General features: G+C 37.8%; 9 protein-coding genes, 3 pseudogenes and 1 riboswitch. Of the genes and pseudogenes, 9 read left to right on the top strand and 3 right to left on the bottom strand.

What is annotated here, in order from left to right:
* Positions 1 to 95: 95 nt before the first annotated feature.
* Entirely contained in the window at positions 96 to 2,405 is a 2,310-nt protein-coding gene (locus CER22_RS31180; protein WP_141555666.1) for an AAA domain-containing protein, read from the top strand.
* Positions 2,406 to 2,480: 75 nt separating this feature from the next.
* A riboswitch (SAM riboswitch) is annotated at positions 2,481 to 2,583 on the top strand.
* Positions 2,584 to 2,671: 88 nt separating this feature from the next.
* Complete coding sequence (locus CER22_RS31175; protein ID WP_088063955.1) at positions 2,672 to 3,877, top strand: M20 family metallopeptidase; 1,206 nt, start codon at positions 2,672 to 2,674, stop codon at positions 3,875 to 3,877.
* Positions 3,878 to 4,037: 160 nt separating this feature from the next.
* Here CER22_RS31175 and CER22_RS31170 read toward each other — a convergent pair.
* A pseudogene (locus CER22_RS31170) lies at positions 4,038 to 4,464 on the bottom strand (Lrp/AsnC family transcriptional regulator).
* Between the two features lie 139 nt (positions 4,465 to 4,603).
* On the opposite strand from CER22_RS31170, the pseudogene CER22_RS34000 reads away from it, so the two are divergent.
* Positions 4,604 to 4,741 (top strand): annotated as a pseudogene (locus CER22_RS34000) (IS6 family transposase); the annotation flags it as partial.
* Positions 4,742 to 5,066: 325 nt separating this feature from the next.
* Here the strand turns inward: CER22_RS34000 and CER22_RS31160 are convergent.
* Together CER22_RS31160 and CER22_RS31155 are read right to left on the bottom strand one after the other, a co-directional pair.
* Positions 5,067 to 6,893 (bottom strand): alpha/beta fold hydrolase, encoded by a 1,827-nt coding sequence (locus tag CER22_RS31160; protein WP_088063954.1) that lies wholly within the window; start codon positions 6,891 to 6,893, stop codon positions 5,067 to 5,069.
* A gap of 59 nt (positions 6,894 to 6,952) precedes the next feature.
* Complete coding sequence (locus CER22_RS31155) at positions 6,953 to 7,537, bottom strand: TetR/AcrR family transcriptional regulator (RefSeq protein WP_223270628.1); 585 nt, start codon at positions 7,535 to 7,537, stop codon at positions 6,953 to 6,955.
* A 670-nt stretch (positions 7,538 to 8,207) separates the two neighbouring features.
* Between CER22_RS31155 and CER22_RS31150 the strand changes: the two genes are divergently transcribed.
* The 6 genes and pseudogenes from CER22_RS31150 to CER22_RS31115 all read left to right on the top strand — a co-directional run bounded on the left by CER22_RS31150 (position 8,208) and on the right by CER22_RS31115 (position 16,732).
* Complete coding sequence (locus CER22_RS31150) at positions 8,208 to 9,377, top strand: serine hydrolase domain-containing protein (RefSeq protein WP_088063952.1); 1,170 nt, start codon at positions 8,208 to 8,210, stop codon at positions 9,375 to 9,377.
* A gap of 907 nt (positions 9,378 to 10,284) precedes the next feature.
* Entirely contained in the window at positions 10,285 to 11,451 is a 1,167-nt protein-coding gene (locus CER22_RS31135) for a serine hydrolase domain-containing protein (RefSeq protein WP_088063951.1), read from the top strand.
* Between the two features lie 93 nt (positions 11,452 to 11,544).
* Positions 11,545 to 13,629, top strand: a complete 2,085-nt coding sequence (locus CER22_RS31130; protein WP_088610516.1) for a serine hydrolase domain-containing protein — start codon at positions 11,545 to 11,547, stop codon at positions 13,627 to 13,629.
* A 228-nt stretch (positions 13,630 to 13,857) separates the two neighbouring features.
* A pseudogene (locus CER22_RS34250) lies at positions 13,858 to 14,028 on the top strand (hypothetical protein); the annotation flags it as partial.
* 967 nt (positions 14,029 to 14,995) lie between these two features.
* The gene (locus CER22_RS31120; protein ID WP_088610515.1) at positions 14,996 to 15,616 is read left to right on the top strand and encodes a DsbA family protein; all 621 of its coding nucleotides are present in this window, start codon (positions 14,996 to 14,998) and stop codon (positions 15,614 to 15,616) included.
* Between the two features lie 294 nt (positions 15,617 to 15,910).
* The gene (locus CER22_RS31115) at positions 15,911 to 16,732 is read left to right on the top strand and encodes a cytoplasmic protein (RefSeq protein ID WP_088063948.1); all 822 of its coding nucleotides are present in this window, start codon (positions 15,911 to 15,913) and stop codon (positions 16,730 to 16,732) included.

Genomic DNA, 16,732 nt, shown 5'->3' with positions numbered 1-16,732 from the left:
TGAAAAATATATACAATATGTTATTGAAAATTAAGAAAATAAGCAAGATAAAAACCTTACAAATTTTAGCTTGTTATATGGTATAGTGAGAAAGTATGTTTGGGGAGAAGGAAGGAGATTATACGATGAATACACCTACTCAAACTCCTTCATTATCGGCAACGATGAAAGAGTGGCATTATGCATTAGCGTATGAAATTAAACATTGGAAAACGATAGGTGGTAGTAAAATTTCTATCATGAACGGTCGTTTTTTATATACAGATTATGAAAGTACAGTATACGTATTTCAGCTCATATCGGAAGTAAGCTTACCGGAAGGTTCACCAATTCGAATTGAGTTTGATGGTGAGGAAGCGACAGGAGAAGTATTATCTGTACATGGATTAGAAATAGAACTGAAATTAAATGATTATATACAAGGTGAAATACGAGAAGCTGTTTTATACAGTGAACCGTGGCAATTGTTAGAGCAACTACAAGAGCGATTGAAAGAGGCACATAAAGATAAGTTAAAACGTAATCGTATAAAGCGTCTTGTTGATGGGACGAGCAGTCCGAAACATATTGAGAAGATGAAAAATCCGAAAAATGAATTGGCATATCGTTCATTTTACAATCCGACAACGTACGTGTGGGGACCCCCTGGAACAGGGAAGTCTTACAATTTATCACGTATTATTTCGGCGCATTATCAAAAAGGAAAATCGGTACTTGTATTAGCTCATAGTAATGCGGCAGTAGACGTATTAATGAGTGAAGTAACGAAGCAAATTGAGAAGAAAAAGAAATGGACACCTGGCGAAATTGTTCGTTACGGTTATAGTCAACATGAACATATACGAAATCATGAAACATTACTTACGTCGAAGTTAGTTGAAACGACGAACGGATCATGGGGAGAAGAAAGACTCTATTTAGAAGAAACACGACAAGATCTTCGTGAAAAGATTTTATCATATAAAGCGACTTCTGCTGATAAGAAGCGTATACAAGAGATTGAAAGTGATCTTCGAAAGCAAAAAGCGAAAATTAAAGAAGTAGAAAAAGAATATATTGAAAATGCAAAAGTAATCGGCGCAACTTTATCGAAATGTGCCATTGATTCACTTATTTATGAGCGTACATTTGATTTAGTTGTCGTAGATGAAGTGAGTATGGCATATGTTCCGCAAATTGCATTAGCAGCTTCACTTGGAAAACGTATCGTCGTTTGTGGGGACTTTTTACAGTTACCTCCAATTGCGATGGCGAACCATGAACTCGTTCGAAAATGGCTTGGGGAAGATATGTTTTACCATGCTGGGATTGTTGAGTCTGTCAATAAATCAGAAGCACATCCGAACCTATTTATGTTGCAGGAACAAAGACGTATGCATGCGGATATATCGAAGTTTACAAATTCATTTATTTATAAAAATAGAGTATATGATCATCCGTCTGTTTCAGAGCGTAAAGAACTTGCGCGATTGCAACCGTTCGCAAATGAGGCAAGTGTTTTATTTGATACGAGCTTAATGGGAGCCTTTTCGTTAAAGGACGCTGCTTCTGGTTCTCGATTTAACATTATGTCTGGTTTAGTAGCGATGCAAATGATGTTAATCGGACTGTTAGATGGTGTTCAATCGATCGGTGTTGTTACACCTTACAGGGCACAATCCCGCTTTTTATCAACGTGTATTAGAGAAATGTTGCAGAGAACGAAATATCAAAACATACCAGTTTTAGCGGCGACGGTTCATAAGTTTCAAGGTTCTGAAAGAGATATGATGATATTTGATACGGTTGATAGTTATCCGCAAGAACGACCTGGCGTGTTATTCTTTGACCATAAAAATCATCGCCTCGTCAACGTTGCAGTGACAAGGGCGAGAGGGAAGTTCATTCAATTATCAGATTGTCATTATATGCGTAAAAACCTTTCGAGAAAACAAGCGTTATCACAATTAACAGCTCATATAGAACGTCACGGAGATGTGTATGATCGTACGACATCAAGACAATTGTGGGAGCGGAAAATTTCGAAACGTTTACGCTGGTTTATGGAAATGAATCTTGAAGAGCCGAAAGGGTTATTGAAAGATATTTTAGCCGCAAAACGAAAAATTATTATTTCACTTCCAAGTACAAAGCAAGTGGATAAGCGAGTCTGGCAAGCGTTAATGCGTACAAATGCGCAAATAACAGTGTATAGTGATGGACCAGTTCCGTTAAAAAATGTAAAGTTACAAAGACAAAATAAAGCATTCCCGTTTATCGTAATCGATGATGAAATCTTTTGGGCAGGAGCACCGCTCACATCTCAAATGATGTTTGAAGGTAGTATGGAATTTCCGTACGTATGTGCAAGATTACAAGCACCGGAAACAATTGGTGTGTTAAAAGGATTTTTAGATATTCGGTAAATTCGGATAGGAATTCCTTGACTTTTAATTGGAATGAACATAGAATGAATATAATTTAATATAATCTTATGAAAATTCTTATCACGAGAGGTTGAGGGACTGGCCCTATGACACCTCGGCAGCGGATTCTTTTATGAATACTGTGCCAATTCCAGCAAGGTAACTTGAAAGATAAGAAAGAAGCTCATTTTGACTGTAAATGCAGAAGCCTCTTTCTATCTTTTAGAAAGAGGCTTTTTTATGTGAAAATATAAGGGGGAAGAGAAATGGGAGCGACTGGAGTAACGTCACAAAGAAAAACAATTGAAGAGAGTATAGAAAGAAATAAGGAAAAGTACATAGAAACAAGTCACGATATTCATGCGAATCCGGAGATTGGTAACCAAGAGTTTTACGCATCAAGAACGTTAAGTTTATTACTAGGTAGTGCAGGGTTTCAGCTGCAGCACAATATAGCTGGACATGAAACAGGTTTTATCGCGCGAAAAAGTTCAGGAAAACAAGGGCCAGTTATCGCATTTTTAGCTGAGTATGATGCTTTACCAGGACTTGGTCATGCGTGTGGTCACAATTTAATTGGCACAATTAGCGTTGCGGCCGCGATCGCATTATCAGAAACGCTTGAAGAAATTGGCGGAGAAGTTGTCGTGTTTGGTACTCCAGCTGAAGAAGGAGGACCAAATGGTAGTGCGAAAGCGAGTTATGTAAAAGCGGGGTTATTTAAAGATATTGATGCGGCACTTATGATTCATCCGAGCGGAAAAACAGCGCCAACGAGCCCTTCACTAGCAGTCGATCCACTTGATTTTCATTTTTACGGAAAAACAGCTCACGCCGCAGCTTCACCTGAAGAAGGGATTAACGCATTAGATGCGATAATTCAACTTTATAACGGTATTAACGCACTTCGCCAACAACTTCCATCAGATGTGAAAATTCATGGCGTTATTACCGAGGGCGGAAAAGCACCTAATATTATTCCTGACTACGCATCAGCAAGGTTCTTCATCCGTGCAGCAACGCGAAAAAGATGTGCAGAAGTAACAGAAAAAGTAAAAAATATCGCACAAGGAGCAGCGTTAGCAACAGGCGCAAAAGTGAAAATCCATCAATTCCAAAACGAAATCGATGAACTACTCGTAACAAAAACATATAATGACGTCGTAGCCGAAGAACTAGAATTACAAGGTGAAGACGTAAATCGGAAAGAAAGATTTGGCATCGGCTCAACAGACGCAGGAAACGTAAGTCAAGTCGTACCAACAATTCATCCGTACATTAAAATCGGTCCAGATGACTTAATTGCGCATACGAATGAATTTAGAGAAGCAGCACGTTCAGAACTTGGAGATAAAGCGTTAATTACATCCGCAAAAGCACTAGCGAATACGGCGTATCGATTAATTACGGAAGAAGGGCTGTTAGAGAAGGTGAAGGAGGAGTTTAGAGAGGCGCAGAGGAATCAGGGGTAAGGGTACTCTATTCGAAGAGGAATCTAATTAATAAGTAGAGATACAAAAAAGAACATTGAAATATCAATGTTCTTTTTTGTTTACTAATCATTGATTTTGTTGGTTTTTCTCATAAAAGAAAAACTTTTACTGTTAGCGGGGGATAATACGTATCTCTTTATCAGAACGACAATTTCTCCTCAAACTCACTCTTTAAAACAATTAAAGGAGACGATAATCCAAATTGCAAATGTAGCGAGAGAATCCATCGAATCGCTCATGACCTTCATCATATAATTAAACTCCCCGCTAATTCGATATAAATCAGTTACTTCGGGAGCGGCATTACAACATTGGATGAAATCAGAGCATTGACTCGTTTTAAACATGATGAATGCTTGAATGTTCTTATTAATTTTAGAAGGCTCAAATTTCGTTCGGTATGCAGCTATAACGCCTTGATCTTCAAGTTTGTTAATGCGCTCTTTTACAGCAGGCTGCGTCATGGATATAATACGTCCTATTTCTGAAACAGAAATTCTCGCATTTTCATATAACAAGCTCATAATTTTATGGTCAATTTCATCTAGTTTTACTGTGTTTTGCATTGTGTAGCCTCCTTGCTTTATTTTCTAAAGTGAATCGTAAAGTTGCAAAATTTTCTACATGAAGCTACACTCTAGAAAACAGGATTTAGGGGAATCGGACATGAGATATTTTAAAGGAAAACAATTCAAGTAAGATGTTATTTTAGTAGTTGTCGGCTACTACTGCCGTTTTTCTTTCGGTTATCGTGATGTATCTGAAATCCTGAAAGAACGTGGTATTTCAGTGAAAACAACAACCATCATGCGATGGAGTCATAAATATGGCAATCCCATCTATTGAATTTGGAAAGTAAAAAGTAAATCTGCACGCTTATGAAACCTTTCATACCCTATATAAACAAAGGCGAAGTCTTCAAAGAGACTCCGCCTTTTCAACGTACAATGAACTTCAACAATTACTAGCTACTTCCTAAACATTGTTCTGCATTTACCAACCTGTTTATGCTTTTTTCAAACTTTGCAACAGAACCAGTTTAACCATCATCATGCACATGGAACTTTAGGTTATTTAAGTTCAGTTGAGTTCAGAAAACGAGCCCTTAAAAAAGCAGTCTGAATTTGTGTTGACAATCACACCTCCATCAATACTATCAAAAGAACCTTTATACTGTTACAGCTTGAGAAATCCATTGAGCAGTTAGTTCAGGAGATTCAACAGGAAACTGATGACCGTACTGAATACGTGTAATATCCAAGTGTTCAAACTGCTTTGGGACATGATGATCCTTGTCCAAAGCTCCCCATAGTATCTTAATTTTCCTCTTATCCCATGTCTCGGGATTTAACTGGATGGATTTTGATATAGTTAAGCAAGACATGACCGTAGCGTTAGTTTTGCGTATACGGGGGGATTTTAAATCACGGACCACAGAATGAGCGTAATTACTCAATAATTGACTCGATGTTCTGAAGCTATTGGTTTGAATTAGCTCTTTTTCCAAACGGGCGGGCTCCATATATTTTAGAACGAAACTTGTAATACGTCGAAATCTATATTTAGGTTGGATAGGATGCAGTACTGGCTGCAATAAAATGAGTTGTTTGATCAGTGAGGGCAGCCGTTCCATCACTTGAGCCGCAATCAATCCGCCAAATGAATGCCCCACTAATATAACGGGTCTGTTCAACTCAGTGATCATAGTGGAAATGCTCTCTACATAGCCTTCTATCACAGAAGGATTATGGTGATAAGGGGTACGCCCAAATCCAGGTAAATCTACGAACCAAGTATTTAAACCGCTTAAAAATTGTGAGAGGGGCAAAAGGGCATCGGCATTGCTGAACGTCCCATGAAGAAAAATAATAGGTGTTTCATTCCTATCTTTCTCTAGCGAAACTAAGTTAGCCCTTCTTCGTTGACTAAAATCTTTCTGCTCATTTTGATTCAGGCCTAAATGATTTAACCGATAATCCAAATCACTAATGATAAAAGGGAGCGTGGACGGAACTACGAATGAATTTCTGCCGTTCCTTTGTTCTATTTCTAATTTACTGTAAACAGGGAATTCCGACTTAACAAGAAAACTCATGGATTCTTTAGGAATACCAAGCATCTTATCAGCACCCATTCTAAGCACAGTTTTCAATAACGGAAGCGGTATAGTTCCTAACGGCTTTGTTGTCTGTAATTCGTGTGCCATGAGTTTGATGAAAGTTCGGATCGACGGACTTTCTTGCTTAGAATCTAAAAGATAGTAGGTATTGCTTGATAACCCTTCTGTGTTAACAAGTTTTGAAATAAACGAAGCCACATGGTCAATATGAACCATTGGTAACCAATAATCGTCGCCGCCTGGAACAAGCGGCATAAGATTTCGCCTTACGGCATCGACTAAGATACTAAGGCCTCCAATCTGTTCTGTTTTCCCTGAGAAGGAGTCTCCGACGATTACACTAGGATTAACAGTAGATAAGGGAATGCTCATGTTATGAAGAGATTTTCGTATATAAGAGTCGGCTAAAAACTTCATTTTTTCATAAGGCGGTTGATTGTCCAGCAAATGATCTAGATCCAACAATGCATTTTGTTCATGATAGGGACTCATAAAGCCTGCGACATGGATAAAATGCTTTAATTCTTTTTCAGCGTGGATATCCTGTGCTAGCCGAACAAGGGATTTTGCAGGGGTGAGGAAAGACTGTTCAGCTTCAATGAGGTTCAACTCAATATTCATTGGACCTCCTGCGTGAATAATTAGATCAGTTGCAAGTAATTGTTTGTAGCTGTCATCACTTAAACCTAATCGAGGCTGCGTTAGATCACCGATAACAGGAACAATGTTGTTCTGTTGATCGGGTGCCAGTTGATTGATGATGGTAAGAAGACGATTTTTTTGACGTACAAGTACATAAATCTGATGCTGAGAAGCTAACTCAGCGATTAAATGACGTCCAATATAACCAGTTCCGCCAGTCATGAAGATATTCATAATAAAAACACTCCTTTATTATTTTATAGTACTAATTAGTACTAATGTATCTAAAAATATTACTTTAGCATGGAAGCTAAAGTAGGAAATAAATTTTTGATCATATCTTGGTTGTTAGAAGCTTGAGCCAAGAAGAGAGCACCCTCAATAGAGGAGACAATCAACATAGCTGTTTGTTTAACGGGTAGCTCTTTCTTTAGTTCTTGTCGTGCAATCCCTTGGGCTAAAATCAATTCAACACCATGCAGCTGTTTTTCAAAAAAACTCTTGATTCTATCTCTAATTTCAACCGCGTCAATAGGCGTCTGTGTATACAGAGTCAGGAAAGGACAACCGCCAAGGTAGTTATTTTGTTCAATAGTATCGCTTAAAATGTGGAGTACCGCTTCTAATTTCTCTTGAACGGTGGGCTCAGTTTGAGACACAATATAATTAATTCGCTGCTCGTAATGTTCTATCAACTGATTAACAATAGCGAGCAGCAGCTCCTCCTTGCTCTTAAAATAATAATAAATGTTCGTTTTTGAAACTTTGCTATGTGCGACTATGTCGTCCATGCTTGTTGCTAGAAAACCTTTAGTAAGAAACAATGTAAAAGCGGATTGCAGAGCAATATCTTTATTAGTAAGTGTATTTTTTTTCATATTAGTACTATACAGTACTATAAATGGAGAGTCAAGGGAATGATTGATGAAATGCATAGGGGTTCGACCGCACATCCATCAACTTAAGAAAAGTAAACATCCCAAAAACAAAAAATGAGCTACCTTCTCAAAGTAACTACCTGTAGAGAAAGAAAAAGTTCATTTAGTGGGTACTTCAAAACCTTAGCTTGATTGCGATGGGGTCACCATATCAAAAAAAAGAAAATTGTGCGTTTAGACATATTTTTCAACCGCTTCCTGTACGTTAAGGGACTCGTTATTTTTTTTACAGTTTTTATTATGAAATTCTAAATAACTAATTATAATAGGTGAAAAAAACGATCAATAGTTGGGGGACGGAAAGGATTCGAATTTACATTCTTTCTCAATACATATTATGGATAAATAAAGTAAAATATGGGTTGGGGTTATGTCTCATGTTGTGTTAATCCTAACAATAACTAAGGGTACATAATATGCTTTCATACCTTTGAATGATTTTGTTATAGGAGGGATGGAGATTTAAATGGCTCAAATTGTTGGTATTGATAGATACCTTTGTACTGGGGCTTTAATCTATATGCGTGAGGGCCTTTCCCTAAGTCTTGTCAGGAAGTAAGGAACAGTAAACAAACACTGATATAATATGAATAGAGAAGAGGAATGCCTTATGAAAATACGTAGTCAAATTACATGTGCAAGTCTGGCCCTTTTAATAGCTGGAAGTTCCCTGTTATATACAACACCAACCTCAATTGTAAAAGCAGAGCCCACTCAAAATGTATCTAGTTCGTTACAAACAAATACGCAACGAGATCGTACTTCCGTCAAGCAAGCAATGCGGGATACATTGCAACTTGGATACCCGGGGATACTTGCTAAAACTTCTGAGGGTGGAAAAACGTGGGGGTATGCCGCTGGGATAGCGGATCTGAGAACCAAGAAACCAATGAAAACAGATTTTCGCTTTCGCATTGGGAGTGTGACGAAGACGTTCACCGCAACAGTTGTACTTCAATTAGCTGGAGAGAATCGCCTGAATCTAGACGACTACATCGAAGACTGGTTGCCTGGTGTCATTCAAGGAAATGGATATGATGGTAACAAGATTACTATCCGGCATATATTGAACCATACAAGTGGTATCGCTGAATACTCAAGGTCAAAAGACGCTGATTTTACGGATACAAAAAAATCGTATACGGCTAAAGAGTTAGTGAAGATGGGGGTTTCTTTGCCCCCAGACTTTGACCCAGGAGAGGGCTGGTCTTATTCAAACACAGGATACGTATTACTGGGCATTCTTATTGAAAAAGTAACCAGAAACAGCTATGCGGAAGAGATTGAAAATCGGATTATTGAACCACTTGAATTGTCGAATACATTCCTACCAGGCAATTCAAGCGTTATTCCAGGCACTAACCATGCCCGTGGATATGACCAACCAGACGGAGCAAGTGAGCTAAAAGACGTTACTTATTATAACCCAAGTGCAGGTAGCTCGGCTGGAGATATGATTTCTACTGCTGACGACTTAAACAAATTCTTCTCTTACTTGCTCGGTGGCAAATTACTGAAAGAACAACAACTAAAACAAATGCTTACTACAGTTCCTACAGGAAGAGAAGGAATCGATGGATATGGTCTTGGAATCTATGAAACTAAGCTTCCAAGCGGTGTCTCGATATGGGGACACACAGGTGGCATTCTAGGGTTTACTACTCTTGTTGGAGGTACACTTGGAGGTAAGCATACGTTGGTTGTCAATTGGAATAGTTTGGGTAGAACTGACAGTCCTAATCCTTTTAAAAATATTTTACTTGCTGAATTTAGCAAGTAGAGAAAAAGGAAAAATTTACCGTAGTTTTCATAGTTAAAAATATACTTTTCTGGTTCAAAAGCCCCACCTTATTTTCGAGAAAAATTTGGGGCTTTTTTTGTTTTGGTGGCGTTTATTCTCCTTAAGTTGATGGATGTGGGGTAGCCCCACATTACTATCAAGCTAAGGTTTTAATATATCTCCTAAATGAACATTTTCTTTTTCTACAGGTAGTTACTTTGAGAAGGTAGCTTATTTTTTCGTTTTGAGGGCGTTTATTTTTCTTAAGCTGATGGATATGGAGGATCCGCCCTAAGTTAAATAAATTTTGACTTAAAAACAAGTGATTTTAACAACGTTAGGAGTGTTTCATGCAGCACAATGTCATTTGTGTTGTATTGCAAGAAAAAAATTACATTAGAAAAGAGCCAGAATTCATCCTGTTAAGGGTAAATCGACTCTTAATATTTAAAAGGATGGTAAAAAGAAACACAGAAGTAAAAAAACTGTGTTTCTTTTTGATTAATATATTTACTGAACTTTACGGCACAGATGCTCCTTCTATCCTATTATAAAAGCGATTTTGAAAGTAAGTAATTTGTAAGAAATGGGTAAGAAAAAAGAAATTTTCATTGTGTATGATAAAAATATAAAGAAGCGTGAAAGGCGGAACAGATATGATTTATATATGAAAAACAGACCAGTAACAAGACTGTTTCAAGGAAAAGAAGTAATTTATGTGGTTAACATATACGTGGAAAAAGAGGGATTTACCCAGGACAGAATGGCGTTTGTAAAAATAATAAATATGAAGATGATTACGAATTCAATGTTGACCTTTTTTCATTGGTGGAGATGGTAGCTGTGTGGTTAATACGAAATAGCAAGAAACCACCTATACAATATGAATAGAGGAGAGGGATGCCCTATGAAAACACGTAGTCAAATTACATGTGCAAGTCTGGCCCTTTTAATAGCTGGAAGTTCTCTGTTATACACAACGCCAACCTTAATTGTAAAAGCAGAACCTACTCAAAGTGTATCTAGTTCGGTACAAACAAGTACTCAACGAGATCGTAATTCTGTCAAGCAAGCAGTGCGGGATACATTGCAACTTGGATTCCCGGGGATACTTGCTAAAACTTCTGAGGGTGGAAAAACATGGAGTTATGCCGCTGGGGTAGCGAATCTGAGCAGCAAGAAACCAATGAAAACAGATTTTCGCTTTCGCATTGGTAGCGTGACGAAGACGTTCACGGCAACAGTTGTACTTCAATTAGCCGAAGAGAACCGCTTGAATCTAGACGACTCTATTGAAAAATGGTTGCCTGGTGTCATTCAAGGAAACGGATATGATGATAAACAGTTTACTATCCGGCAAGTATTGAACCACACAAGTGGTATCGCTGAATACACAAGGTCAAAAAGTTTTAATCTTATGGATACAAAAAAATCGTATAGGGCTGAAGAATTAGTAAAGATGGGGATTTCGATGCCCCCAGATTTTGCTCCAGGAAAGAGCTGGTCTTATTCAAATACAGGATACGTATTACTAGGGATCCTTATTGAAACAGTAACCGGGAACAGCTATGCGGAAGAGATTGAAAATCGGATTATTGAACCGCTTGAATTATCGAATACATTCTTACCTGGCAATTCAAGCGTGATTCCAGGAACCAAGCATGCCCGTGGATATATCCAACTAGACGGAGCAAGTGAGCCAAAAGATGTTACGTATTATAACCCAAGTATGGGGAGCTCGGCTGGAGATATGATTTCTACTGCTGATGATTTAAACAAATTCTTCTCTTACTTACTTGGAGGTAAATTAATAAAAGAACAGCAACTAAAACAAATGCTTACTACAGTTCCAACAGGAGAAGTTGCACTTGGCAGATATGGTCTTGGAATCTATGAAACTAAGCTTCCAAACGGTGTCTCAATATGGGGACACGGAGGTAGCATTCCAGGGTTTGTTACTTTTGCTGGAGGTACACTTGGAGGCAAGCATACATTAGCTGTCAATTTGAACAGCCTTAATGCTGATAGTCCTGATCCTTTTAAAAATATTTTACTTGCTGAATTTAGCAAGTAGGCCAAAAGGAAGAACGGATAAATTTTATCATATTTTCATAGTTAAACAAACAAATGATGAAATTGATCACTTATCTAAGGAGGCAATTCCCTCATGAAAAATAAACTAACTGGTGTATTAGCCGCTACATTAGCGCTAACTATGATTCTACCAACAGGGGCGAAAGCATTTTCTGATAGTAAGACTACAGTTGTATCTAACGTAGAAGTAGCTAGCCAAGAGCTGAAGAAGATTGCAGCAGAGAAGGCTGCGCTACTCACGAAGTCCCATGGGACGACTAGCGTGCAGTATGCGCTAATTGATAATGGCAAGCTTACTTTGTCGGGGCAGGCTGGAAAGAACGATATGGAAGGGGAACAGCCACTAACCAAAGATACTCTATACGGGATTGGTTCAGTCAGTAAAATGTATGCAACAGCGGCTGTAATGAAATTGGTCGACGAAGGAAAAGTCGATTTGGATGCTCCTGTGGTTAACTATGTTCCTGATTTTAAGATGAAAGATGGGCGGTACAAACGCATTACCCCGCGTATGTTGTTGAATCACTCCTCCGGCTTGCAAGGTTCCACGTTAAGTAATGCATTTTTATTTAACGATAATGATACCTATTCCCATGATTTCTTGTTGCAGCAATTGTCCAAGCAGAGCCTGAAAGCAGACCCTGGCGCGTTCTCGGTATACTGCAACGATGGTTTTACGCTGGCCGAAATTTTGGTGGAAAGAGTCAGCGGTATGAGCTTTACCGAATTTCTACATCAACGGTTTACAGAACCCTTAAAGATGAATCATACAAAAACGCCGCAGGACAAATGGAGAGACGAAAAGCGGGCTGGACTTTATTTTCCGGCGTACCAAGGGCAGCTTCCAATTGAATCGGTGAATGTGATTGGTACGGGAGGGGTCTCTTCCACGGCAGAAGATATGGTACGATTCTCACAATTATTTATGGGACAGGGAAAAGGGATCCTCTCTGATCAGGTAGTCAAGGCGATGGAGCAAGAGGAATATAAAAAAGGAATGTGGCCGGGGGATGGAGATAATATTTTTAACTATGGTCTTGGCTGGGATAGTGTGAAACTATACCCATTCAGTGAATATGGGATAAAAGGCTTGGCTAAGGGCGGCGACACGGCACTGCAACATGCTATACTGGTCGTGCTTCCGGAACAGAAAATGGCAGCGGCTGTGTTGTCATCCGGTGGACGAAGCTCTACAAATCAACTGCTGGCAACTGAATTGCTGCTCGCCGTGCTTAAAGAGAAGGGGACAATTAAGAACATCAAGCCGAACAAATCTTTTGGCAAGCCGGTCAAGGTCAAGATGCCTCAAGACGTGGCAAAGAAAGCGGGCTTTTATGGCAATAGCGAAACTCATTTCAAAATTGAAATTACGAAGAATGGAGAACTGTTCTTACCATCTAATCGAGAAGAAAAATATGTATATACTGTGGATGGAAGCTTTATTAATGAGAAGGGTACTTCTAAGCTCAACTTTGTCACTGAGAAGAATGGAAGAACTTATTTGAGGGAGAGCACATATAAATCGACACCAGACTTAGGGCAAGGTGCGATGACTCACTATTTAGCCGAGAAACTAGAAGACAATGTGCTATCGAAGAAAACCGCTGCCGCATGGGCGAAGCGGGAAGGTGTCAAGTTCTATCTCGTGAATGAGAAATTTAGTTCTATTGAATATCTCGTACAACCGAAACTTATTACCACACAAATTATTCGTAAGGAAGGCCTGGCGGGCTATTGGGAGGGCAGAAAAATTACAGGTCCGAACACCGCGGCGCATCAGCTCCAGATCCCCGTGATGAATGGCCGTGATACGACGGAAACGCATTTCTATACAGAAGGCGGCAATGAATATATGGAAATGGCCGGGTTGTTATACGTAAGTGGAAACAACGTAAAACCACTTGATGCTGGCCAATCATCCAAAGTTACTCTGCAAGCAAATGGGCATGCTAAATGGTTTACGATCCCGCAAGCGGCAGCAGGAAAAAGGATGACCGTGACATTGCCATCGAAGGGTGCGTTCGCGGTGTATGATGAGAATGGAGTATGTGTCAACTTTACCATCGTGAGCGGCAATAACAAAGTAAAACTGCCGAAGAATGGAACGGTTGTAATTGCTGGGGCACCGAACTCAGAATTTGCAATTACGTTGAACTAGCTACAATTCAAAATGGACTTCAACAAAACCAGTACGACATAGGAACGTTGTTTTGCTGGTTTTGTTTGTATTTACGTATTATCTTTAAGAAGAGAATTTCAAAGAATAATATCACGCTCAAACTTTGCAAAAACAGCTATCAAACCAATTTAGGGCAATCATCATTTGCTCCATTAATCTTCTTGATGTAAATACGTTCGCAGCCGGTATTGTGATGTACAAGCCCTATACGATACAGGAATTATCCGAGGTGTTTCAGCTACTAAGTTTACGCCATATGGCACACTCACACGTCAACAGGCAGCACTTATGTTAGAACGAACTCTAGAATATCTAGGTGTAGAAAAAGAGTCAAATATAGGGCCCTACCACATCGCTATCAAGCTAAGAAAAGCATAAATCCCCAAATAATAAAATTGAGATCCCCAGAGTAAAAATCATTGTTTTTGGGTAGCATAAAACCTTAGTATGTTAGCGATGTGATGCTAACCCAAATTTGAACCCTATTCCTCAATGAATCAAACAATTTAACATGGTAAAAGTATATTTGGATGAGAGTCCAATACTTACTATTGAAATTGTGATGGTTCACATTGAAAGAAGGCACTTTAGGGTGTCTTTTCTTTATGAAAAAAATTCCCGCACAATGTACAGGGATAAAAAATTATAAGTCATGGTGGGACAGTTCCTGTTTTAGTTAATCAGGTAGTTTCTATTAAAGGTAAAAACAAAATGTAATGCTTTGAAAAAAAACATGTACTAGAACTGGTACTCTGTCGGTAAGCCATGAAAGAGGTACTTATATTATTTGTTTTGTAAATTATCTTGAATTTGTTGTTCCATATTTACTAGTGATGTTTTTAGGGAATTACTAAGCTTTTTAACAAATTTAAGAACAAGAAGTCAGTTTTTAATAATAGAATTCTAAAAGCGTTAGGGTAGAAATTTATTGTTTTTGTTAAAAAAGAATTGACTTCTACTATAGTTGTAACTAATATGGTTACATAAGGTTGTAATTGAGTTAGTTACAACTTATAGATATTTAAAGTGAAAATAAGGTTTATATATTTAATTAAGGATGGTAGTCCACATGTTATCGCCCGGTGTAGAAAGTTACTAACATATTTAAATCAAGATATATTCCGAATTTTAGTATCTTCTATTTTGGAGCAATGATGTGCAGCGCTATCTTTCATTAGAAATCTTATCTAATCTTTTTGGGAAAGGTTAGTTTTGAAAAATATAGTAAGGTAACTCAAAAAAGAACAAGATATAAAAAAGATGTACTTATATAAACCAAAAAAGTTAGCTGAGAATTTTAAGTGATAGCTGGACTGGTTAATAAAAATAAAGGTAGGGGATTTAAATGAAGACGAAACAAGATAATCTTATATACGTATGGGACGCATATTGTGGATGGTGCTATGGATTTTCAGAAAGTATTAAAGGATTTTACAAAGAACACACTGAAATGCCGTTAACGGTTTTATGTGGAGGATTATTTTTAGATGATTTACCAATAAAAAATTTCTCATATATAGAAGAGGGGAATAAAAGAATTAATCAACTTACAGGTGCAGAATTTGGTCCTTCATATCAAAAATTGGTGGAAGAAGGGACTTTTAAAATGAATTCGAAAGATGCTGCAATTGGCTTTTCAGCTTTACGCTCATTAGCACCAGACCGTTTGTTAGAATTCACTGCGGCTATGCAAAAAGCGTTTTATTATGAGGGCCAAAGTCTGAGTGATCCTGAAACATATCGTAAGATTGCAATCGAGCATGGTTTGGACCCTGAACAAGTACTAGAACGTTTAAACGCTCAAGAAACAATAATAGATGCCCAAAACGATTTCAATAAAGTGCGACAGCTTGGTGTTAATAGTTATCCTTCATTACTTTTACAAAAGGATAATCAAATTATCCCTATTGGTGGTGGGGTAATGACGCCGGATAAAATTGAAGCGCGTTTTAAAAATTTATATTAATGAATTTTAAGTTACAGTATATAACATTTAACGTTTTAAAAAAGGCTAGAAGTGGATGGACTTAAACCTTTTTATAACAGTCATAGTTTCAACTTATTTTTAAAAAGAGTCCAATTTTAATGTTTCTATTGACTATAGTAGCAAACATGTTAGCTTACGCCAACCGACATTCATCTCTCGCCTATTTGTTGGTGCTATCACACTTTCAGGTAAATTGAAGAGGGAGCTTCTGTCGGAACAAGATAAAAATATGTTAACTAGTAAATCACTTTAACAAAAGGAGAATAACATTCTATGTTTAAAACAATTGATACAAATCAAAAAGATGTGAAATTGACGGTGTTTAGTTCAGATGAAAAAAGTTTTATGGTCACTGCAACCTTAGTTGAGAAAGCGGGACATGCATTTTTAATAAACTCAAAATTTACTCAATCTGATTCGAAAGAAATTGTTGAGTATCTGAAAAAAAACGACATATCTTTAGATGAAATCTTTATTATTCATGGGGATCCTGATTACTACTTTGGATTAGAAATTATTAAGGCTGCTTACCCAGAAGCTATAGCGTATGCTACAGAGTCTACTGTTGAACATATTGTTCATTCTGTCTTAGGTAAATTAAAAGTTTGGAAAGGTGCCCTAGGAGAAAACGCACCAAGCAACGTAGTATTACCTCAAGTGTTTAAAGAAAAAACGATTGATTTTCAGGGGTTAACATTTGAACTAGTAGGCTTAGATCATTACAGAACTAGCTTATTTAATAAAGAGCTAAAAGTATTAATTGGTGGTATTGATGTATTTAACGAAATACATGTATTCTTAGCGGATACTAGCTCAAAAGCGGCTATGGAGGCATGGATTGAGAACTTGAAAGTATTACAAGCATTAAATGCTGACATAATTGTACCTAGCCATGGATCAATTGAAAAATCCTTAGATAATCAAGCGATTATTGCAACTATGGATTACCTAAGAACTGCGGTTCAAGCTTCTGAGGAAAGTAAAACTTCAAAAGATTTTGTAGCGAAACTTGAAGCAGCATATCCAGACTATGCAAATAAAGGTGTATTAGAATTAAGTGCAAAAGTTGTAACAAAAGAAATGCCTTGGGGTTAA

This window comes from Bacillus sp. K2I17 (genome assembly GCF_002209985.1).
In the GTDB taxonomy this organism is placed as follows: domain Bacteria; phylum Bacillota; class Bacilli; order Bacillales; family Bacillaceae_G; genus Bacillus_A; species Bacillus_A wiedmannii.
This window is presented reverse-complemented; position numbering and strand designations above follow the sequence as displayed.

Coding starts and splice junctions, on each gene's coding strand:
- CER22_RS31180 (WP_141555666.1), top strand. CDS start 96: ATGTTTGGGGAGAAGGAAGGAGATTATACGATGAATACACCTACTCAA.
- CER22_RS31175 (WP_088063955.1), top strand. CDS start 2,672: ATGGGAGCGACTGGAGTAACGTCACAAAGAAAAACAATTGAAGAGAGT.
- CER22_RS31160 (WP_088063954.1), bottom strand. CDS start 6,893: ATGAATATCTTCATGACTGGCGGAACTGGTTATATTGGACGTCATTTA.
- CER22_RS31155 (WP_223270628.1), bottom strand. CDS start 7,537: ATGAAAAAAAATACACTTACTAATAAAGATATTGCTCTGCAATCCGCT.
- CER22_RS31150 (WP_088063952.1), top strand. CDS start 8,208: ATGAAAATACGTAGTCAAATTACATGTGCAAGTCTGGCCCTTTTAATA.
- CER22_RS31135 (WP_088063951.1), top strand. CDS start 10,285: ATGAAAACACGTAGTCAAATTACATGTGCAAGTCTGGCCCTTTTAATA.
- CER22_RS31130 (WP_088610516.1), top strand. CDS start 11,545: ATGAAAAATAAACTAACTGGTGTATTAGCCGCTACATTAGCGCTAACT.
- CER22_RS31120 (WP_088610515.1), top strand. CDS start 14,996: ATGAAGACGAAACAAGATAATCTTATATACGTATGGGACGCATATTGT.
- CER22_RS31115 (WP_088063948.1), top strand. CDS start 15,911: ATGTTTAAAACAATTGATACAAATCAAAAAGATGTGAAATTGACGGTG.